The sequence below is a fragment of the Erythrobacter neustonensis genome (genome assembly GCF_001663175.1).
In the GTDB taxonomy this organism is placed as follows: Bacteria; Pseudomonadota; Alphaproteobacteria; order Sphingomonadales; family Sphingomonadaceae; genus Erythrobacter; species Erythrobacter neustonensis.
The window spans coordinates 2,663,577-2,682,954 of record NZ_CP016033.1 but is presented as its reverse complement, the minus strand read 5'-3'; the positions used below and the strand labels follow the sequence as shown (position 1 = coordinate 2,682,954).

At 63.1% G+C, this 19,378-nt stretch carries 18 protein-coding genes and 1 tRNA gene; 11 read left to right on the top strand and 8 right to left on the bottom strand.

Annotated features, from left to right (window positions below):
- Window positions 1-39: 39 nt before the first annotated feature.
- Window positions 40-116: transfer RNA gene (locus A9D12_RS12460), tRNA-Arg, on the top strand.
- Here the strand turns inward: A9D12_RS12460 and A9D12_RS12455 are convergent.
- Window positions 117-1,373 (bottom strand): MFS transporter, encoded by a 1,257-nt coding sequence (locus tag A9D12_RS12455; RefSeq protein WP_082925555.1) that lies wholly within the window; start codon window positions 1,371-1,373, stop codon window positions 117-119.
- A gap of 134 nt (window positions 1,374-1,507) precedes the next feature.
- On the opposite strand from A9D12_RS12455, the gene A9D12_RS12450 reads away from it, so the two are divergent.
- From A9D12_RS12450 to A9D12_RS12435, 4 genes are all read left to right on the top strand, one after another.
- Window positions 1,508-2,671, top strand: a complete 1,164-nt coding sequence (locus A9D12_RS12450) for an acyl-CoA dehydrogenase family protein (protein WP_068354471.1) — start codon at window positions 1,508-1,510, stop codon at window positions 2,669-2,671.
- Between the two features lie 139 nt (window positions 2,672-2,810).
- Window positions 2,811-3,113, top strand: a complete 303-nt coding sequence (locus A9D12_RS12445) for an FtsB family cell division protein (RefSeq protein WP_068352308.1) — start codon at window positions 2,811-2,813, stop codon at window positions 3,111-3,113.
- 155 nt (window positions 3,114-3,268) lie between these two features.
- On the top strand, window positions 3,269-4,336 hold the full coding sequence (gene pdhA / locus A9D12_RS12440; protein WP_068354469.1) for a pyruvate dehydrogenase (acetyl-transferring) E1 component subunit alpha: 1,068 nt from the start codon (window positions 3,269-3,271) through the stop codon (window positions 4,334-4,336).
- Between the two features lie 3 nt (window positions 4,337-4,339).
- Complete coding sequence (locus A9D12_RS12435) at window positions 4,340-5,725, top strand: pyruvate dehydrogenase complex E1 component subunit beta (protein WP_068352306.1); 1,386 nt, start codon at window positions 4,340-4,342, stop codon at window positions 5,723-5,725.
- 27 nt (window positions 5,726-5,752) lie between these two features.
- On the opposite strand, the gene A9D12_RS12430 is transcribed toward A9D12_RS12435, so the two are convergent.
- Genes A9D12_RS12430 through A9D12_RS12420 form a run of 3 tightly spaced genes read right to left on the bottom strand, consistent with a single transcriptional unit; the run spans window position 5,753 to window position 8,813 of the window.
- On the bottom strand, window positions 5,753-6,469 hold the full coding sequence (locus A9D12_RS12430; protein ID WP_068352305.1) for a TadE/TadG family type IV pilus assembly protein: 717 nt from the start codon (window positions 6,467-6,469) through the stop codon (window positions 5,753-5,755).
- The gene (locus A9D12_RS12425; RefSeq protein ID WP_068352304.1) at window positions 6,469-7,086 is read right to left on the bottom strand and encodes a TadE/TadG family type IV pilus assembly protein; all 618 of its coding nucleotides are present in this window, start codon (window positions 7,084-7,086) and stop codon (window positions 6,469-6,471) included. Before A9D12_RS12425 ends, A9D12_RS12430 begins: the two co-directional genes overlap by 1 nt.
- Window positions 7,083-8,813 (bottom strand): pilus assembly protein TadG-related protein, encoded by a 1,731-nt coding sequence (locus tag A9D12_RS12420; RefSeq protein WP_068352302.1) that lies wholly within the window; start codon window positions 8,811-8,813, stop codon window positions 7,083-7,085. The genes A9D12_RS12425 and A9D12_RS12420 overlap by 4 nt, the downstream gene beginning before the upstream one ends.
- Before the next feature lie 152 nt (window positions 8,814-8,965).
- Between A9D12_RS12420 and A9D12_RS12415 the strand changes: the two genes are divergently transcribed.
- Both A9D12_RS12415 and A9D12_RS12410 read left to right on the top strand, forming a co-directional pair.
- Window positions 8,966-9,628 (top strand): hypothetical protein, encoded by a 663-nt coding sequence (locus tag A9D12_RS12415; protein WP_068352300.1) that lies wholly within the window; start codon window positions 8,966-8,968, stop codon window positions 9,626-9,628.
- Window positions 9,629-9,677: 49 nt separating this feature from the next.
- On the top strand, window positions 9,678-10,139 hold the full coding sequence (locus A9D12_RS12410) for a CREC-EF hand family protein (RefSeq protein ID WP_068352293.1): 462 nt from the start codon (window positions 9,678-9,680) through the stop codon (window positions 10,137-10,139).
- Between the two features lie 4 nt (window positions 10,140-10,143).
- Here the strand turns inward: A9D12_RS12410 and trmFO are convergent, their stop codons facing one another.
- Complete coding sequence (gene trmFO / locus A9D12_RS12405; RefSeq protein ID WP_068352292.1) at window positions 10,144-11,529, bottom strand: methylenetetrahydrofolate--tRNA-(uracil(54)-C(5))-methyltransferase (FADH(2)-oxidizing) TrmFO; 1,386 nt, start codon at window positions 11,527-11,529, stop codon at window positions 10,144-10,146.
- A 70-nt stretch (window positions 11,530-11,599) separates the two neighbouring features.
- On the opposite strand from trmFO, the gene A9D12_RS12400 reads away from it, so the two are divergent.
- Complete coding sequence (locus tag A9D12_RS12400) at window positions 11,600-12,265, top strand: lysoplasmalogenase family protein (RefSeq protein WP_068352290.1); 666 nt, start codon at window positions 11,600-11,602, stop codon at window positions 12,263-12,265.
- A gap of 31 nt (window positions 12,266-12,296) precedes the next feature.
- Here the strand turns inward: A9D12_RS12400 and gyrA are convergent, their stop codons facing one another.
- The gene (gyrA, locus tag A9D12_RS12395) at window positions 12,297-15,098 is read right to left on the bottom strand and encodes a DNA gyrase subunit A (protein WP_068352287.1); all 2,802 of its coding nucleotides are present in this window, start codon (window positions 15,096-15,098) and stop codon (window positions 12,297-12,299) included.
- Window positions 15,099-15,422: 324 nt separating this feature from the next.
- Between gyrA and A9D12_RS12390 the strand changes: the two genes are divergently transcribed.
- From A9D12_RS12390 to A9D12_RS12380, 3 genes are all read left to right on the top strand, one after another.
- Window positions 15,423-16,769: a hypothetical protein gene (locus tag A9D12_RS12390; protein WP_068352285.1), complete on the top strand. Its 1,347-nt coding sequence runs from the start codon at window positions 15,423-15,425 to the stop codon at window positions 16,767-16,769.
- Window positions 16,770-16,905: 136 nt separating this feature from the next.
- Entirely contained in the window at window positions 16,906-17,859 is a 954-nt protein-coding gene (gene lipA, locus A9D12_RS12385; RefSeq protein WP_068354466.1) for a lipoyl synthase, read from the top strand.
- Window positions 17,859-18,320, top strand: a complete 462-nt coding sequence (locus A9D12_RS12380) for a type II toxin-antitoxin system RatA family toxin (RefSeq protein WP_068352282.1) — start codon at window positions 17,859-17,861, stop codon at window positions 18,318-18,320. The genes lipA and A9D12_RS12380 overlap by 1 nt, the downstream gene beginning before the upstream one ends.
- Here A9D12_RS12380 and A9D12_RS12375 read toward each other — a convergent pair.
- On the bottom strand, window positions 18,281-18,793 hold the full coding sequence (locus A9D12_RS12375; RefSeq protein ID WP_068352280.1) for a CinA family protein: 513 nt from the start codon (window positions 18,791-18,793) through the stop codon (window positions 18,281-18,283). The two genes, A9D12_RS12380 and A9D12_RS12375, sit on opposite strands and share 40 nt — an antisense overlap.
- A gap of 11 nt (window positions 18,794-18,804) precedes the next feature.
- Window positions 18,805-19,368 (bottom strand): hypothetical protein, encoded by a 564-nt coding sequence (locus A9D12_RS12370; protein WP_156522878.1) that lies wholly within the window; start codon window positions 19,366-19,368, stop codon window positions 18,805-18,807.
- Window positions 19,369-19,378 lie beyond the last annotated feature (10 nt).

The following is a 19,378-nucleotide window of genomic DNA, read 5'->3' as shown; positions in this document are numbered from 1 at the left end:
TATTGCACGGCGCGCCGACCCTGCTATTGCTCTCGCCGGGACCCCGTAGCTCAGCCGGATAGAGCACCAGATTCCTAATCTGGGGGCCGCGCGTTCGAATCGCGCCGGGGTCACCATCACGCCGTGGCGATATTCCGCAGCCAGCGTCTCTCGGCGTAAAGCGACAAGGCGACCACGCACAGGCTCATCCCCAGCAGCAACGCGCAGGTGCCGGCCCACCCGGCATTATCGAATACTGCCGTGCCCAGCGCGCTGCCGATTGCCCCGCCGATGAACATCACCACGATGTAGCTCGTCGTCAGCCGCGTGCGGATTTCGGGGGCGAGCGTGAACAGCGTCATCCTGCCGGTCACATCGACGGTGGGGCCGACAAGGTTGGTGATGAAGAGCGGCACTAGCAGCGACCAGATCGAAAAGCCCAGCGGATAATAGAGCGCGATGCCGACCAGCTGGACCAGCGCGGCGACCACACGCGCACGGCGCGGACCTACCTTGTCCGCCCAGCGCCCGAGTCTCGGCGTGGTGAATACGCTGATCGCGGCAACCGCGGCCAAATAGCCCACATCATCGGTGCCATAACGCATCTCGACCCCGGTGAGATGAAGCGCCAACGCGAGCCAGCTCGCCGTAAAGATCGCGAAGTTCAGCCCCTGGATCGCCGCCGACAGCCGCATGTCCGGATGCCTGGCCGCAAGCGAGAAGACCGAGACGATCAACGCGCCGTAACGCGCATCGGCTTGCTTGGGACGGACAGGTTCGCTGCGCATCGCGAACGGCAGAAAAGCGGTGACCGCGATCATCACCACCAGCGCGCCGATATAGACCGTGTGCCAATCGGCATGGGCCGCCACCACGCCCGCGCCCACCCGCGCGACCAGAATGCCGAAAATTACCGCCGCGGTCAGCTGCGCGGTCACCGCCCCCAGACGTTCGGGCGCGACCCGTTTGGAGGCATAGGCCGGTATCAGGTAAGGCGCGATGGTGAAGAAGCCGAGCACGGTCGAGGCGGCGGTGAAGGCGATGAACCCGGGCGCGGCCACCATCGCGGCAAGGCACAATGTCTGTCCGGCCACGAAGATCAGGCACAGCCGCCGGTTGGGATAGAAATCGCCAAGCGGCAGCAGCAAAAGTATCCCGAGCGCAAGCGCGAGCTGGTTCAGCGCCGGGACCAACCCGATCTGGGTTTCGCCGACGCCGAACGCCTGCGCCACGTCGCCGATGATCGGGTGGATGTAATAGGCATTGGCCGTCACGACGGCGATGGTCAGCGCCAGCGCCCATTCCTGCGTGCGGGTGAGTAGCGCCGGGCCGGAAGCCGGGGCGTTCGGCGGCGGCGGGGAGGCGGGGGAAGGGGCGCTGACAGGATCGGGCATTGGTCCCATCCGGTAGCAGACCCTAAGCGGAATGCCACCGCCACGTGTGCGCCTCATGCGAGCGCAGAATCATCAGGTGGACTTGATGATTGCAAGGCGGCAAGCAGCGGCTGATCCAAGGAGTGACTGCTGCAATGCCAACCCACGAACCCGAAGAACTTGCAGAAATCCGCCGAGCCGTGCGGGGCCTGTGCGACGGCTTCCCGGGGGAATACTGGCGCGCAAAAGATGCGGTGCGCGCCTATCCGGCAGAATTCGTCGACGCGTTGACGCAGGCCGGTTTTCTGGCGGCGTTGATCCCGGCAGAGCATGGCGGCAGCGGTCTCAGCTTGGAGGCGGCCTGCGTGATCATGGAGGAAATCCAGGCGTCGGGGTGCAATGGCTCGTCCGCGCATGCGCAGATGTATATCATGAATACGCTGCTGCGTTACGGCTCGCCCGAACAAAAGGCACAGTATCTGCCGCGCATCGCCAATGGCGAGCTGCGGCTTCAGGCGTTCGGCGTATCCGAGCCGACCAGCGGCACAGACACGCTCAGTCTCAAGACACGCGCGGTGCGCGACGGGGACGAGTATGTCATCAACGGTCAGAAGATCTGGACCAGCCGCGCCGAACATTCGGACCTGATGCTGCTGCTTGCCCGCACCACTTCGCGCGAGGCGGTGGCGAGCAAGACCGAAGGCCTGTCAATCTTTCTCGTCGACATGCGCGCAGCTCTCGCGGGCGGAATGAGCGTGAAGCCGATCCGCACGATGATGAACCACTCCTCCTGCGAGGTGTTCTTCGACGACCTGCGCATCCCGGCATCCGCGCTGGTGGGCGAGGAGGGCAAGGGCTTCCGCTACATCCTGTCGGGCATGAACGCAGAGCGCATCCTGATCGCAGCCGAATGTATCGGCGATGCCAAGTGGTTCATCGAAAAAGCCACCGATTATGCCAAGGATCGCAATGTTTTTGCGCGCCCCATCGGGCAGAACCAGGGCGTGCAGTTCCCGATCGCGCGGTGTTATGCGCAGATGCGCGCGGCCGAATTGATGGTTCACCATGCCGCGCGGGTTTACGATGAAGGCGGCAACCCGGGCGAGGAGGCCAACATGGCCAAGCTGCTCGCGTCCGAAGCCAGCTGGGCGGCGGCCGACATGTGCGTGCAGACCTTCGGCGGTTTCGGCTTTGCCGAGGAATACGACGTCGAACGCAAATTCCGCGAGGCGCGGCTTTACACCGTGGCGCCGATTTCGACCAATCTCATCCTGTCCTATCTTGCCGAACATGTGCTCGGCCTGCCGCGTTCCTACTGAAAAGCGCGTGCGCTAACCAAAAACCCGGTGAAGGGCCGGGTTTTGTGCGGATTGCGCCGCAAGCCTCTTGCTCTCAAAGAGCAATTATGATTCTGTCGCATAAGGTGATCGGCGACAGGCGACAGGGGATTATCGCGCGATGCGCAAAGCCGCAAAGGAAGGGATGATCAGGCGCAGTGCCGCGCTGATTGCGCTGCTGTTGCTGGCAGGGTTCGCCGTTGCAGGCCCGACAGGCCTTCTCGCATGGAGCGAGAACGCGTCTGCGCTTGAAATGCGCCGCGCCGAAATCGTCGAACTCACCGCAAAACGCGATGCCTTGCGCAACCGCGTCCAGCTGCTCGATCCGGAAGCTGCCGACCCCGATCTCGCCAGCGAGCTGGTGCGCGATCAGCTGGGCGTGATGCGCGAAGACGAGGTCGTGATCACGCTCGACGGCGAGTGATCGGCGGCACGCCTCACTTGCGCTGATTTCGTATGCGCGTTCTGTTTTCTGCAACGCCTTGCCGTTGCGTCAAGCCGCGATGCCTGCCTATAGAGACAGGCATTGGACGGCGCTTCTCCTCCCCATGAGCGCGCCAGAGTGAGGGATACTTGATCTTGGCCAACCAGCCCGCAACGCCAGCCGAAACGGCTGGGGACGACAGCGATTTTCTGCTGCATTCGCTTCAGGACGCCTTTCTGGCGAAAAAGCGTTATGCCGCTTCCGAAGAAGAAATGCTCGAATTCTACCGGCAGATGCTCCTGATCCGCCGGTTCGAGGAGAAGGCGGGTCAGCTTTACGGGCTCGGCCTGATCGGCGGGTTTTGCCACCTTTATATCGGCCAGGAAGCCGTCGCGATCGGGCTGCAAAGCGCGCTCGACAACGAGCGGGACAGCGTCATCACCGGTTACCGCGATCATGGTCACATGCTCGCCTACGGGATCGATCCCAAGGTGATCATGGCCGAACTTACGGGCCGCGAATCCGGGATTTCGCGCGGGAAGGGCGGGTCGATGCACATGTTCTCGACCGAGCATAAGTTTTATGGCGGTCATGGCATCGTCGGCGCGCAGGTCGCGCTGGGCGGGGGCCTCGCGCTCGCGCACCAGTATAACGAGGACGGCGGGCTGTGCCTCGCCTATTTCGGTGACGGCGCGGCCAACCAGGGGCAGGTCTACGAGACCTTCAATATGGCTGCGCTCTGGAACCTCCCCATCGTCTTCGTCGTCGAAGACAACCAGTATGCGATGGGCACCGCGACGAAGCGCTCGTCGGCCGAAACCCGCTTCTACCGCCGCGGCACCGCGTTCCGCATTCCGGGCATGGAAGTGAACGGCATGGACGTGCTCGAAGTGCGCGCGGCGGCCGAAGTTGCGTTCGAGCATGTGCGCGCCGGCAAGGGGCCGGTGCTGATGGAGCTGAACACCTACCGCTTCCGCGGCCATTCGATGTCCGATCCAGCCAAATACCGCACCCGCGAGGAAGTGCAGGATCAGCGCGATCACCACGACCCGATCGAAGGGCTCAAGAAGGCGTTGCTCGAAGCGGGCAAGACCGAGGATGAATTGAAAGCAATCGACAAGGCGATCCGCGCCGAAGTGGCCGAAGCTGCCGATTTTGCCGAAACCTCGCCCGAACCGGGTGCGGAAGAACTTTATACCGATGTTCTCGTGGGGGAGTATTGAGCCATGGGAATCGAACTGAAGATGCCCGCCCTGTCCCCGACGATGGAGCAGGGCACGCTCGCCCGCTGGCTCAAGCAGGAAGGCGACACGATCCAGCCCGGTGACATCATCGCCGAGATCGAGACCGACAAGGCGACGATGGAATTCGAGGCCATCGATGAAGGCGTGCTCGAGAAGATCCTTGTGCCTGCCGGAACCGAGGACGTAGCGGTAGGCGCGGTGATCGCGCTGATCGCCGGCGAAGGGGAGGAGCGTTCCTCCACCCCTGCCAAGGCGGAAGACGCCGAGGAGAAGTCCGCTGAAGCGCCCAAGGCCGAGGAAGCAGAAGCTGCCAAGCCGGTTGCCGAACCCCTGAAGGCCAAGGCCGAGCCGGCGCGCGATCCGGCGCTGCCCGAAGGCACGACCTTCACCAGCACCACCGTGCGCGAAGCCTTGCGCGATGCGATGGCCGAGGAAATGCGCGCCGACCGCCGTGTCTTCGTGATGGGCGAGGAAGTCGCCGAATACCAAGGCGCATACAAGGTCACGCAGGGCCTGCTCGCCGAATTCGGCCCCAAGCGCGTGATCGATACCCCGATTACCGAATATGGCTTTGCCGGCATCGGTTCGGGCGCGGCGATGGGCGGTCTTCGCCCGATCGTCGAGTTCATGACCTTCAATTTTGCGATGCAGGCGATCGACCACATCATCAACTCGGCTGCCAAGACCAACTACATGTCAGGCGGCCAGATGCGCTGCCCGATCGTGTTCCGCGGCCCCAATGGCGCGGCATCGCGCGTGGGCGCGCAGCATTCGCAGAACTACGGTCCATGGTATGCGAGCGTGCCCGGTCTGATCGTGATCGCGCCCTATGACGCGGCCGATGCCAAGGGATTGATGAAGGCCGCGATCCGGTGCGAGGACCCGGTGGTCTTCCTCGAGAACGAACTGGTCTATGGCCGCAGCTTCGACGTTCCCGATGTCGAGGATCATGTCCTTCCCATCGGCAAGGCGCGGATTGTGCGCGAGGGCAAGGACGTGACCATCGTCACCTATTCGATCGGTGTCGGCCTCGCGCTCGACGCGGCGAACACGCTGGCGGATGAAGGCATCGATGCCGAGGTGATCGACCTTCGCACGCTGCGCCCGCTCGATAAGGAAACCGTCCTCGCCAGTCTTGCCAAGACCAACCGGCTGATCGTGGCCGAGGAAGGCTGGCCGACCTGCTCGATCGCGAGCGAGATTATCGCGATCTGCATGGAGGAAGGGTTCGACGATCTCGATGCACCCGTGCTGCGGGTGTGCAACGAGGATGTGCCGCTGCCTTACGCGGCCAATCTCGAAAAGCTTGCGCTGATCGATGCCCCGCGCATTGCCGAGGCTGCGCGCAAGGTGTGCTACAAGGCCTGACCCGTGAAAGGTGGATCGCCCGGCGGATCAGGCCGGGCGGTTCGCCGAATAGACGTTGCAGCGGGCGACGGGGGAGGCGGGCGTGGTGGCGAAGATGCCATTGTTCGAAGGCCCGCCTGTCAGCGAGCGATTGTCACGCACGTTGAAGGCCGCAGTGTAGACGATCTGCTGATTGTTGAACAGGTTCATCGGCGTGATCGACTGGAAGTTGTAGGCAACCTCGACGAACATCACTGCGGTCCCGGCCGAAGCGGTGATAACTCTACCGGTTGCGCCCATTCCCGGGAAACTCGTGCCGGTTGCCCCGTTGCCTTCGACCCCATAGCTGGAATTGTAGACCTTGGCGCCGCGACAACGCTGCCATGCGATCCATTGCCCGCCGGACGAATTGCGCTGGAGGCTGGAAAGGATCACCCGGCCATGGGTGAAGATCCCGATTCCTGCACCGACCTTTTCGGCGCCGACGAAAGTCTCGTTGATATCGCCGTCATTGATTTGCTGGATCGACAGTTCGTTCGCGGTGCCCACGCGCGAGGCATTGTCGGCCACCTGCATGGCGATCTGGCTGACCTGAAGGTGCGCAATCACCAGCGACGCGGTCTCGGTTCCGAGCATTCCCATGCCCAGCACGAGCGGTGCGGCAAAGGCAAACTCGACCATTGCGAGGCCGGAACGATTGGCACCAAGTCGGCGGGTCAGGCGATAGAGCGGCCGGGCCGCGCGAGGCATTTTCGAGCGCGTCATCACGGGCAATTCCTCCGGGTCGTGCCTTTGCCCGCCTGCACACCGTAAGGCTGATTGCGCAGCACGGACGATGCTTTGAGAATGACCGTGCTGGGCAAGCCGGCGAGGCCTTGCATCGGGAAGAGGCGCGAATAGCTGACAGTGGCAGTGTACAACACGGCATCGCGTGCCGAGCCGAGCCCGGTCCTCCCTTTGCTCGCGCTCCAGCTGCCGTTGTTGTTCGTATCAATATATGGCTCGTTGGCGTTGCAGATTCCATCACCATTGGTGTCGGTGAAATCCTCGGCCTGACCGACATCGTTGAAGTCGGAGAACGCTTCCTTCTGGATCGTGATCGTCGCGCCGTTGGGCATGACGGCCTTGACCTGATTGCTGAAGAACGTGTCGATCGTGGTCTGGTTGACCGCGCCGCCTTCAACAGTGAGATCGCGGCCCGCCTTCTGCATCGAGCCTTGCAGGACCGAAAGCGTGTATTGCGAATGGGCGATATCGAACAGACCCATGATCATCAGGATCAGTACCGGGCCGACGAAGGCGAATTCGACCAGCGTGACGCCACTGGTGTCACGCCGCAGCTGCCGCAACAATCGGCATGTGTGCGCATTACGTTTGGTCATGAGGTCAACCTCAGGGCTGCAATCTGCGATGCGATGCGCTGGAATGCCTGGTTGAGCGCCGCATTGTTGGCCGCTTCAAAAGCACGGTCGGGCGAAGCGCAGGTGCGCAGGCTGTCGGTCAGCTCGGTGCCGAAAGCAACGACCCACACGGTGTAGTTTTCGTTCTTCGCCGCTTCGCAGGCCGCCTGGAAGCGCTTTTCATGGCGATCGTTCATCTGGCTCTGGCTTCCGTCCGACGTCACCCGCAGATCCCACGGCTCCAGGCCGTACGGCGAATAGACGGAGCGGTTGGGGGCCAGCGTGCCGTCGGTCATGAACACGATATGGCGCGCGATCGGCTGACCGTTGGGTGCCGTGGTATTTTCTGCAGCAAAAATGCCGCGCGGCGAAAGGTAGCGGGCGCCCCAGAGCATGCCGATATCGTGGTAGGTCGCGCCTCTGGCAACCAGCCCGTTGACATAGGTCTGCACGTCTGCGCGGGTCATAACCGCGAGCCGCCTTGCGCGCGGGACGCACAGGTTAAGCCCGGCCCGGTCCATCCGCCAGCTTGTAACATCGCTGGTCAAGTTGCGGCTTGCGGTCGTTATGTATCCGTTGCTGTCATACCGCTGCCACGAAGCGCGATTCAGCAGCGGCTTCCAACGCTGGGTCGCAGTAGATGGCACGAGGTTGATGTTGAGATCGTGCGCATTGGAAGGAAGCGGATCGAAATCGTCAGTCCGCGCGGTCGAAGCTTCTTCGATGCAGCCGGCCCAGGTGATCGTTTCCATCGCGCCGGCGGTTCCGGTCGGCATGGAAATCTGGTTGTCATCATAAAGCGTGGCAAGATTGACCGAGCCCCAACCATTTCGATTGGATGGCGGTTCATAGTTGCAATTTGACGCTTGACCGGTTGTTACGCGGCAGTAGCGGTAATACCAAAAGTCGCCATCTGACTCATAAATCGGAACACGCGAATTGTAGCTGTGCTGCGTCGCCATGTACTGGGTGGGAATATCAAAGCCTACATTCACCGTATTGGCATAGGGCATCATTCCATACCGTACGCGCGAGGCAGTGGATGCGGTTGCGGCGACAGAATCATAGAAACTTAAAACCGCAGTCCTGAGGCCCACGATCAGCGAATTCGATACTTCGACCTCGTTGTTGTTGCCATTGGTGCAGCCAGCGATGTTGTTGTCAGGGCAGTTCATCGACCCGGTCACGTCGAGTACGAACATGATGTCGGTGTTCGAAATGTTGAGGTCGGCGCTGCACGTCACGCTCAGGGGAAATTGGGTGTAGCCGAAGGCGTTCATGATCGTGCTGGGCAGCGTGCCGCTCGCCGTCCCGGTAACGACACCGGCGCTGTTGGCCGTATAATTGCGCGTGCGGCCGGTTACCCCGAAGATGCCTTCATGAAAATTTTGGTCGAAGAAGTTGAGGCCCTGCTGGCGTTGATCGGCGTTCATCGTCACGCCGGTCATCGACCGCCGCGCCGCCAGCGCCCCCGCATCGCAGGCAGCCTGCATCCGGGCTGCGGCCATGTAATAGCGGCTGGCATCGATCCCGCCGCCCACCATCGCCATCAGCGGGACCAGAGACGCTGCCGCCAGCGCGAGCGTGTTGGCGGTCGTATCGTGCAGCAACCTGTGCATGAACGATCTCGTGATCTGCTTGTCTCGCCCCATCGCCTCAATGCCCTTCCCTGTCGCCCGCGCATGATCCGGCGGGCATTCCAGTTGCATCCTTCGCCCATAATTTACTCTGGTAAGCGGAGTGCAAAGGAGCATGGTTAACAAAAAGCTGCGTTAAGCCCAGGGAGGATCGCCGGTGAGGGGGAAGAGATTGCCGGCACCAGGCTTGCCAATCGGCCAGTGGCTCCGGTAGGCGCGCTGGCGTGAACGCCGCTGTTGCCGAACCGTTACCCCCCGAGATCACGCTTGCGCTTGCGTGGAGCGGCGTGGCCGTGCGCGCACCGCTCGCCGTCGCCTTTCAGCTTGATCGGCGGTTGGCACGCATCGTTCAGCGCACCACCGAGCCGATGCTGGGGCAGATGCGGCTGGCGTGGTGGCGTGAGGCGCTGGACAAGCCATGGGACGAGCGCCCCACCGGTGACGCTGTGCTCGATGGAATCGGTCGCCATTGGCAAGGGCGCGAACAGGCGCTGATCCAGATGGTGGACGCATGGGAACTGTTCGTGACCGCCCAAGACCTCGGCCCTGCCGAGGCAGCGCGGTTCGGGGCGGGGCGGGGCGCCTTCTTCGCAGCGCTGGTTCCGGATCCCGATGAGACGCCGCTGGTGCGCCGGCTTCTGGCGGCTGGGCATTGCTGGGCTGCGGCCGATGCGAGCCAGGCGGTTTCCCGTCCGGAAGAGCGGGGCGCGTTGATCGCGAGCGGCGCCGCGGCGCGGCGCGGGACCGGACGAATGAGCGGCGAGTGGCGCGGACTGGCGGTGCTCGGCGCGCTTGGAGCGCGATCGCTCGATGCCGGCGGGATACCGTTGATGGACGGAAGGGGGGCATCGCTTACCGCATACAGGGCCGCTATCTTTGGTGCATGATTACGTGTAGTTACGTGGTCACAGCAACCAGCAAGAGGGGGGCAGACCCTTGCGACAGGCGGTATTGGGGGTTTTGGGCGGGTTGATGCTGGCAGGCGTCGGCATGTTCTGGTGGCAAGGGCGCGCGGCCACGGAAAGCGCCGCTCCGCCGCCCGTGGCCGCACCGCCCGCGATCGACCCGATGGCGCTGCCCAGTGCAGACCCGGGCCAGCAAACCGGCCCCGCACCGCCCGAGGTGAGCGCCTTGAGCAAGGAGGAACAGCGTTTCTTCCGCTACGATCGCAACCGCGACCGCTTGATCACCCGCAACGAAATGCTTTCGACGCGCACCGATGCGTTTCGCAAGCTCGACGAGGACGGCAACAACCTTCTCACTTTCGAGGAATGGGCCGTTGCAACCGTCGACCGGTTCAGTGCAGCAGACAAGGATGCCGATGGCCGCCTGACCACCCGGGAGTTTGCTGCAACCGCGCCAAAACCCGCTGCGCGCAAGCCCGCTTGCAAGTGTTGAGCGCTCAGGCGGGCAAGGGGGTCCGGTGGGCCGCGATCCATTGCCCCAAATCAGCCTTGGCCCGCGTGGTATAGGCCTCCTTGCGGACCTTCTTGCCGACATCGTGCAACGGCGGAAAAAGCCCGAAATTGACATTCATCGGCTGAAACGATGCGGCTTCCGCGTCACCCGTGATGTGACTGAGCAGCGCGCCCAGCGCTGTCGTCGGGGGCAACGGCTGCCACGCGCGGCCGGCCAGTTCCGCCGCAGTCATCAGGCCCGCAACCAGACCGATCGCCGCGCTTTCGACATAGCCTTCGCAGCCTGTCACCTGACCGGCAAAGCGGATATGCGGGGCAGCTTTCAGGCGCAGCTGGCGGTCGAGCACTTCGGGCGAGTTGAGGAAGGTGTTGCGGTGCAATCCGCCCAGCCGCGCGAATTCCGCATTCTCCAGACCCGGTATCGTGCGGAACAGTTCGATCTGCGCGGCATATTTAAGCTTGGTCTGAAATCCGACCATGTTCCACAGCGTGCCCAGCTTGTTGTCCTGGCGAAGCTGCACCACGGCATAGGGCCAGCGTCCTTGCGGGAATTCAGGTGTCGTATCGAACGGGTTGTCGAGCCCGACGCCCTTCATCGGGCCATAGCGCAGCGTTTCCCAGCCGCGCTCGGCCATTACTTCGATCGGCATGCAGCCATCGAAATAGGGCGTGTCCTTTTCCCATTGCTTGAATTCGGTCTTCTCGCCCTCCATCAGGCCCTTGTGGAAGGCGCGGTATTGCTCCTCGTTCATCGGGCAATTGATGTAATCGCCGCCTTCGTTCGAGGCTTCGGTGGTCTTGTTCCAGCGCGACTGGATCCAGACCTTACTCATGTCGATCGAATCGCGGTGGACGATCGGCGCGATGGCATCGAAGAAGGCAAGCCGATCGGAACCGGTTGCCTGCACGATGCTGCCCGCCAAAGCTTCGGCGGTCAAAGGCCCGGTGGCGACGATTGTGAGGCCGCTGTCGGGCAGGTGATCGACCCGCTCGCGCACGATGGTAATATTGGGATGCTGGCCCAGCGCCTTTTCGACCTCGGCCGAAAAGACATCGCGGTCGACCGCCATCGCGCTGCCCGCGGGCACTCTTGCCGCTTTGCCTGCGCGCATGACAAGACTGTCCAGCGCGCGCATTTCATAATGCAGCAGGCCTACCGCGTTCTTGGTATCGTCGTCCGAGCGGAAGGAGTTGGAGCACACCAGCTCGGCCAACCCATCGGTCTGGTGCGCGGGGGTCATCTCCCCCGATCCGCGCATTTCGGACAGCCGCACCTTCGCGCCAGCCTGCGCAAGCTGCCAAGCCGCCTCGCACCCGGCAAGGCCGCCGCCGATTATGTGAACATCGTGGGAAGTGGTAGGTCCGGTCATGGCGAGGCAGGTAATTGCGTGATAGCCCTGCCGCAAGTCCCAAGGGGCAGCGACAGGATACAGGACCGGCATGGCACAGCGCGCATTGATCGAACAAAGGCCATGGCTGCTGGCAAGCATCGCGGCATCGGTCGCCTATTATTTCCTGCGCGACAATCCGGTGGGGGAGGGCCTGTGGGGCCTGTTAGCCAAAGGCGGTGCGGTAGGGTTGCTTGCGGTCTATGCCGCCGTGCGCGTGCCGCAGGGCAAGCACCGGAGCGATGGCCTGTTGCTCGCCGCAGCCTTGGCGCTGGCAGCCTGCGGCGATGTCGCGATCGAGCTTGATTTCATCACCGGCGGCGCGTTCTTCGCCGCTGCACATGTGATGATGGTGGCCCTTTACATGCGCAATCGCCACCAGCGCCCTTCGCCCGTACAGAACGTGATTGCCGCATCCTTGGTGATCGGCACGCCATTGATCAGCTGGTTGCTGAGCGGTGATGGCAAGGTGGCGTTTTACGCAGCGTTCCTTGGCGTCATGGCCGGAACCGCGTGGATGAGCCACTATCCGCGTTACCGCGTCGGCACGGGCGCGGTATTGTTCGTGGTCAGCGACTGGCTGCTTTTCTCGCGGATGGGGGCAATCGATCTGGCACCGCTGCCCGATCTCTTGATCTGGCCGCTGTATTATGCCGGGCAGCTGATGATCGCCACGGGTATCGTCCAGTGCATGCGCGGCGAACAGCCCGCCAGATAGCGGGCCGTTCGCGCATCGTGCAGGCAATGCGTCAGCTTGCCGGCGTGTCGTCCGCGGCTGTGCCGAGTTCGGCGGCAATCGCTTCTTCTGCGGGGTTTTCCGGCTCGGTCGTGTCGTCGATCAACGCCGCGCCGACAATGTGTTCGCCCTTCGCCACGTCGAAGATCCGCACGCCCGACGAACCGCGACCCGAGATCGAGAAGCCCTTGTGCTCGGTAAAGCCGCCCGGCGTCAGGTGGCGGAAATCGATGCCGAGACGGATCAGTTTCGCCTGATCGGTGACCAGCATCAACTGCGCGCCATGCTTCACCGGGAAGCTGGCAACCACCGGCCCGTTGCGTTCAGGATTGCTGTCGGGCGTGCCGATATTGGTAATCCCCTGACCGCCGCGCGCCGTGGTGCGGTATTCGTAAGCCGAGGAAATCTTGCCATAGCCGTTGGCGGTGATGGTGAGGATGAATTCCTCGCCTGCCGCCATCGCCGAGACCTGTTCTGCACCGAGCGTCGGCGCAGCCTCGTTGTTCTTCCACGCTGCGGCGCGCAGATAGGCCTCGCGGGTTTCCATGCTGGCCGACAACGGATCGAGCACCGCCATGCTGACGACCTTGCCGCCTTTCTTGAGGCTCATGCCCCGCACGCCGATCCCGGTGCGGCTCTTGGTTTCGCGCGCGTCGGTCGCGGCAAAGCGGATCGCCTTGCCGCTGTCGCTGGCGAGGAAGATCTGCTGATCTTCGGTGAGCAGTTGCACCCCGACCAAGCGGTCGCCCGAGCCTTCGACGAAGCCCATCGCATATTTGCCCGCGGTCGGGATATTGGCAAAGGCATCCATCGAATTGCGTCGGACCATGCCCTGTTCCGTTGCGAACACGATGTTGAGGTTGGCCCAGGTCGCCTCGTCCTCGGGCAGCGGCAGCACGTTGGTGACGCGCTCGTCTTCGCCGAGCGGAAGCAGGTTGACCATCGGCCGGCCCTTGGTCTGGGGGCCGCCCTCGGGCAGCTTCCACACCTTCTTGCGGTAAACCCGGCCGGTGTTGGTGAAGAACAGGACGGGGTTGTGCGTGCTGGTGACGAACAGTTCGACCACCGCATCCTCGTCCTTGGTGGCCATGCCGCTGCGGCCCTTGCCGCCGCGTGCCTGCGCCCGGAAGGTCGCCAGCGGTGTGCGCTTGATGTAGCCGCCATGGGTGACGGTGACGACCATCTCCTCGCGCTCGATCAGGTCTTCATCGCCAAGCCCATCCCATGCGGGGGCGATTTCGGACAGGCGCGGGGTGGCGTAAGTGGCGCGGATTTCCTCAAGCTCGGTGCGCATCACGCCGTAAAGCTTGACGCGATCACCGAGGATCGAAAGATATTCCTCGATCGCGATCGCCAGTCCCTTGAGCTCGTCACCGATCTCGTCGCGGCCCAGTGCAGTAAGGCGGTGGAGGCGCAGTTCGAGGATCGCCTTCACCTGCCGTTCGGACAGGCGATAGGTGCCGCCTTCCTGATCGGCATCGGGTTCAATCGCCTCGACCAGCCGGATATATTGCGCGATGTCCCCGATCGGCCATTCCTTGGCGAGCAGCTTCGCGCGCGCCTCGGCCGGGTTGCGGGCCGAACGGATCATCGCCACGATCTCGTCGAGGTTCGATACCGCAACGACCAGGCCGAGCAAGATGTGCGCCCGTTCGCGCGCCTTGGCGAGTTCGAACTTGGTGCGCCGGGTGATCACTTCCTCGCGGAAGCTGATGAAAGCCTGGATGAAATCGCGCAACCGCAGCGTCTCGGGCCGACCGCCGCGGATCGCGAGCATGTTGGCCGGGAAGCTCGATTGCGCGGGCGTGTGCCGCCAGATCTGGTTGAGCACGACTTCGGGTGTCGCATCGCGCTTCAGATCGATGACCACACGCACGCCTTCGCGCGAGGATTCGTCGCGGATGTCGCTGATGCCCTCGATCCGCTTTTCCTTCGCGGCTTCGGCGATCTTCTCGACCAGATTGGATTTGCCCACCTGATAGGGGATCGAGGTGAATACGATGCTTTCGCGCCCCTCGCTCTTGGCGCCGCGGGTCGATTCCACCTCGTGCCGGCAACGCATCAGGATCGAGCCGCGCCCGGTCGTGTAGGCTTGGCGCGCGCCGTGCGTGCCGAGGATCAACGGGGCGGTGGGAAAGTCCGGGCCCGGGACATACTGGATCAGTTCTTCCGAAGTGATCGCGGGGTTGTCCATGAAGGCGAAACAAGCGTCGATGACTTCGCCAAGGTTGTGCGGCGGGACGTTGGTGGCCATGCCGACCGCGATCCCGCCTGCGCCGTTGACCAGCAGGTTGGGGAACCGCGCCGGCAGCACCGTCGGCTCCTTGCGGGAGCCATCGTAGTTTTCGGTAAAGTCGACCGTATCCTTGTCGAGATCGTCGAGCAGCGCATTGGCCACCCGCGCAAGGCGCGCTTCGGTATAACGCATCGACGCCGGCGGATCGGGGTCCATCGAGCCGAAGTTGCCTTGACCATCGATCAGCGGCACGCGCATCGACCACGGCTGGGTCATGCGGGCGAGCGCATCATAGATCGCGCTGTCGCCGTGGGGGTGATAGTTGCCCATCACGTCGCCGACGATCTTGGCCGATTTGCGGTAAGGGCGCCCGGCGACAAAGCCGCCTTCCTGGCTGGCGAACAGGATGCGGCGGTGCACGGGCTTCAATCCGTCGCGCACATCGGGCAGCGCGCGGCTGACGATCACGCTCATAGCGTAGTCGAGGTAGCTCGACTTCATCTCGTCGACGATGTCGATGCGGTCGAAGCCAGCTGCCGGGCTTGCGGGGGAATCGATGATGTCGCTGTCGTCGCTCAAGATAAGGGCCGTTTCTGCTTGTGTTCGGGTGCCGGATGCGGCGGGCCGGCCATAGTCAGGCCAGCATATCGCGATCTAGATAGGCGCTTGGCCGGCATTGTGCCACCGTGTGCATGGAACACACGGCGAACGAAGCGCATTTTTCCACACCTCGGACATTGCCAACCTGTCTATTGCGCCAGGTGTGCATTCAAAGACCGTTCACCCGGCCACACCTAGGGACAATTTGCAAATCCCGTCCGGGCCGTTCAAAGGCAAGGGCGGTTTTCGGGCAGTGCGCGCGCCGCGATTGGCGCGCAGACGGCCATAAATGTGGAGAACGCAGTGACCAATTTGTCTTCGCCCCGTCGTCAGGCCGGCCTTGGCCGCCAGTTCGCGCTTGCTGTGGCGCTTGCCACCGGCACCGCCGTGCTCGCCGTGCCCGGCTTCACCGGAGCAGCCCTTGCCCAGAAAAAGAAGAAGGATGAGCCGGCGGAAGCCAAGGCGAAATTCACGCCTGCTTTCGTGAAGGCCTATCAGGGCGTCGAAACTGCGCTCAAGGCGCCGTCGCCCGATTACGCTGCACTCAAGCCGCAGGTTATGGCGCTGGTACCGCTGGCGGCAACGCCCGATGACAAGCAGGCGCTTGGCGGGATGATCTACAATCTCGGGATTACGTCCAAGGATTATCCGCTGCAGTTGCAGGGCGCGGAGATGATGCTGGCCAGCGGCAAGGTTGCCCCTGAAAACGCGGGCCGCTTCAATGTCGTCGCGTCCCAGGTCGCCAACGAACTGAAGCAGTATGACAAGGCGCGCACCTATCTGCAGAACGCGATCAACCTGAACTACAGCACCCCGACCGCATCGGTGCAGGATCTGCAGCTTAGTCTGGCAGAACTGTACTTTGCCGAAGGCCGCAATGCCGAAGGCATCAAGTATCTGACCGATCTGATCGACAGCCTCAGGGCTGAAGGCAAGCCGGTCGGTGCCAAACTCTACGGCCGTGGCATTTCGATTGCCTACAGAAACGAAATGGTGCCCCAGATCTATGGTCTGGTGCAGAACTGGGTGGTGGATTTCCCCACCACCGAAAACTGGCGCGATGCGATCAACCTGACCCGCAATCTCAACGATTACGATGGCGCAGTTCTGCTTGACCTCCTGCGTCTGGGCAAGAAGGTCGGCGCGCTCAAGGAGAAGAACGACTATATCTTCTATATCGAGTCCGCCGATCCGCGCCGTCTGCCGTTCGAAGTCAAGGCTGTGATCGACGAGGCCAATGCCTCGGGCGTGATCGCCAAGGGCAGCGACAGCTGGGTCGATGAACAGGCCAAGGCAGCAGCGGGCCTGATCGCGCAGGACCGTGCCGCCCTGCCGACGCTCGAACGCGATGCCAATGCCGGGGCTGCCAAGCTTCGCACGATCATCGCCGCTGGCGACACCTTCCTGAGCTATGGCGAATACGCCAAGGCGGCAGGGTTCTACGAGAAGAGCCTGACGCTGCCCGATGTCGACCGCGATCTTGCGCTGACCCGTCTGGGCATCGCGCAGATCGGTTCGGGCAACACCGACATGGCGCTTGCTACCTTTGCCAAGGTGCAGGGTTCGCGCGCGCCGGTGGCGATGCTGTGGAGCACCTACGCCAAGCAGCAGGCAAAGGCCGGTATGGCCGGCGGCGCAACCACCAACTGATCGCCGTCGATCTGCAAATGCAAGAGGAGCGCCGGGCGGGCCAACCGCACCGGCGCTCTTTTTTGTCAGGGCCTGCGCACAAATTGCAACGGCTCCTGCGCTTGCGAGAGCGGCCTTGCACGACTAGATGGCGCACATGAACGACCTCGCCAGCACTCCGCAGCCGCCCCCGTCGGCAGACCGGCCCGCCCGTCAGCGCAAGCCCGACTGGATCCGTGTTCGCGCGCCGGTCAGTGAGGGTTACAACGAAACGCGGCGGTTGATGCGCGAACTCAATCTCAACACCGTGTGCGAAGAGGCGGCGTGCCCGAATATCGGAGAGTGCTGGACCAAGAAGCACGCGACCGTGATGATCCTCGGCGATGTCTGCACGCGCGCCTGTGCCTTCTGCAACGTCAAGACCGGCATGCCGCGTGCGGTCGATCCGTTCGAGCCGGAGAACACCGCTATCGCGGCCGCCAAGATGGGCCTTGAACACATCGTCATCACCTCGGTCGACCGCGATGACCTGCCCGATGGCGGCGCCTCGCAATTCGTCAAGGTGATCGAAGCGCTGCGGCGCACCACGCCGGACACCACGATCGAGATCCTGACCCCGGATTTCCGCGGCAAGATGCGCCGCGCGGTCGAAATGATCTGCGCGGCAGGGCCGGACGTCTACAACCACAACCTCGAGACCGTCCCCCGGCTTTATCCCACGATCCGTCCGGGCGCGCGCTATTACGCGTCGCTGCGCTTGCTCGAAGAGGTGAAGGCGCACAATCCGCTGATCTTCACCAAGTCAGGGATCATGCTCGGCCTAGGCGAGCAGCGGCTGGAAGTGCACCAGGTCATGGATGACATGCGCTCGGCCGAGGTCGATTTCATAACCATGGGGCAATATCTTCAGCCCACGCCCAAGCACGCCAAGGTCGAGGAATTCGTGACGCCCAAGGCTTTTGCCGCATATGGCGCGATCGCCCGGGCCAAGGGCTTCCTGCAAGTCGCTTCCTCGCCGCTCACGCGCTCGAGCTACCATGCTGGCGATGATTTTGCGAGGATGCGCGCAGCGCGTGAGGAAAAGCTCACGCGGGAGCGCGCGCGGGTCTGATGCCGGGCATCCGCGAAACCCGCCGCCTGCCGTACAGCGCCGAGCAGATGTTCGATCTGGTCGCCGATGTTGCGCGTTATGGCGAATTCCTGCCGTGGGTCATCGCCACTCGGGTGCGGTCGAACAGCGAAACCGAAATGGTGGCTGACATGGTTGTCGGGTTCAAGGCAATCCGCGAAAGCTTCACCTCGCGGGTTACCAAGGACCGTCCGCGCGAAATCGCGGTGCATTACGTCGACGGACCGCTCAGCGACCTCGAGAACGTGTGGACCTTTCGCGCGATTGACGAACGCACCTGCGAAATCGACTTCCTTGTCGATTTTACCTTCAAGAACCGATTGTTTGAAAAGATCGCAGGACAATATTTCGACAAGGCGTTCCGCAAGATGGTCGAAGCCTTCGAAAAACGCGCCGCGCAGCTTTATGGCAGCAATAGCTCGAGCGCGCACAGCGTCGCCTGACGCCGGATTTCCGCGCGTCCGCCGGGGCCATCGCCGCCATCGAAGAATTTGAGCTCGCCTTCGGGTTCGCCAGTTTCCCCGCGCACGATCCGGGCGAACACGACTGTGCCCACCGGTTTGTGCAGCGAACCACCGCCGGGACCTGCAACCCCGCTGATTGCCACCGCGACATCCGCGCGCGAGCGATCGAGCGCGCCTTTGGCCATTGCCCATGCACAGGCGATCGACACCGCGCCGAACGTGTCGATGATATCGCGCGGAACGCCGAGCATCTCGATCTTGGCGTCGTTGGAGTATGTGACGAACCCACGTTCCAGAACGGCAGACGATCCCGCAATGTCGGTCAGCGCGCCGGCAACCAGCCCCCCGGTGCAGCTTTCCGCGGTCGTGACCATGCGCCCGATCGCCGCATTTTCGGCCACGACGCGTGCGGCGAGTGCGGCAATATCACGGGGAAGCAGGGCATCGACCATCGTAGCGTGGATCAGCGTTTCGTTGCGGATGCCGCCGCAGGGCAGACGGACGGGGCTTTGACATCGGCAAGTTCGAAGATGAAAGCAGCAAGGCCGCCGACATTCTCCGCGGGCAGCGGACTGACGAGCTCAAGACCGCGTTCGATCCGGCCGCAGCTTTCGCCCTTGATCTCGCCTGCGATCATCTGGCCTGCCAGCGCATCGACAAACGGGCGCAGGGCTTCGGGCGGAAGTCCCGACAGCGCGGCCATGGCATCGCCGCCTTCGCTGCCGGCCGGCCCGTCGCTGGTGGCCATGTAGGTCTTGAGGAACCGATATGCGCCGGGCCAGGCCTTTTCCTGGCCGCTGCGGTAGTTCGCAATGAAGCTTTCCCCGCGCCGGGCGATGAAACCATCCTGCGACAGACGGTTGGCGCAGGCCGTGCGCGCCGCGTCATAGGCGATGGGCATCGCATAGATCACCGCATCTGAAACATCGCGCGCATCGATGCAGGCCGCCTGCTGCGCCTGTGCGGTTTGCGCCGTCAGCATGGCGACGGCGGCGAGGGCAGGGGCAATGATACGGGGAGAGATCATGGCATAAGTT

Bases quoted from the DNA above. Each gene is read 5' to 3' on its own strand.
- A9D12_RS12455 (WP_082925555.1), bottom strand. From the start codon at position 1,373: ATGCCCGATCCTGTCAGCGCCCCTTCCCCCGCCTCCCCGCCGCCGCCG.
- A9D12_RS12450 (WP_068354471.1), top strand. From the start codon at position 1,508: ATGCCAACCCACGAACCCGAAGAACTTGCAGAAATCCGCCGAGCCGTG.
- A9D12_RS12445 (WP_068352308.1), top strand. From the start codon at position 2,811: ATGCGCAAAGCCGCAAAGGAAGGGATGATCAGGCGCAGTGCCGCGCTG.
- A9D12_RS12435 (WP_068352306.1), top strand. From the start codon at position 4,340: ATGGGAATCGAACTGAAGATGCCCGCCCTGTCCCCGACGATGGAGCAG.
- A9D12_RS12430 (WP_068352305.1), bottom strand. From the start codon at position 6,469: ATGACGCGCTCGAAAATGCCTCGCGCGGCCCGGCCGCTCTATCGCCTG.
- A9D12_RS12425 (WP_068352304.1), bottom strand. From the start codon at position 7,086: ATGACCAAACGTAATGCGCACACATGCCGATTGTTGCGGCAGCTGCGG.
- A9D12_RS12420 (WP_068352302.1), bottom strand. From the start codon at position 8,813: ATGCAACTGGAATGCCCGCCGGATCATGCGCGGGCGACAGGGAAGGGC.
- trmFO (WP_068352292.1), bottom strand. From the start codon at position 11,529: ATGACCGGACCTACCACTTCCCACGATGTTCACATAATCGGCGGCGGC.
- A9D12_RS12400 (WP_068352290.1), top strand. From the start codon at position 11,600: ATGGCACAGCGCGCATTGATCGAACAAAGGCCATGGCTGCTGGCAAGC.
- lipA (WP_068354466.1), top strand. From the start codon at position 16,906: ATGAACGACCTCGCCAGCACTCCGCAGCCGCCCCCGTCGGCAGACCGG.
- A9D12_RS12380 (WP_068352282.1), top strand. From the start codon at position 17,859: ATGCCGGGCATCCGCGAAACCCGCCGCCTGCCGTACAGCGCCGAGCAG.
- A9D12_RS12375 (WP_068352280.1), bottom strand. From the start codon at position 18,793: ATGGTCGATGCCCTGCTTCCCCGTGATATTGCCGCACTCGCCGCACGC.
- A9D12_RS12370 (WP_156522878.1), bottom strand. From the start codon at position 19,368: ATGATCTCTCCCCGTATCATTGCCCCTGCCCTCGCCGCCGTCGCCATG.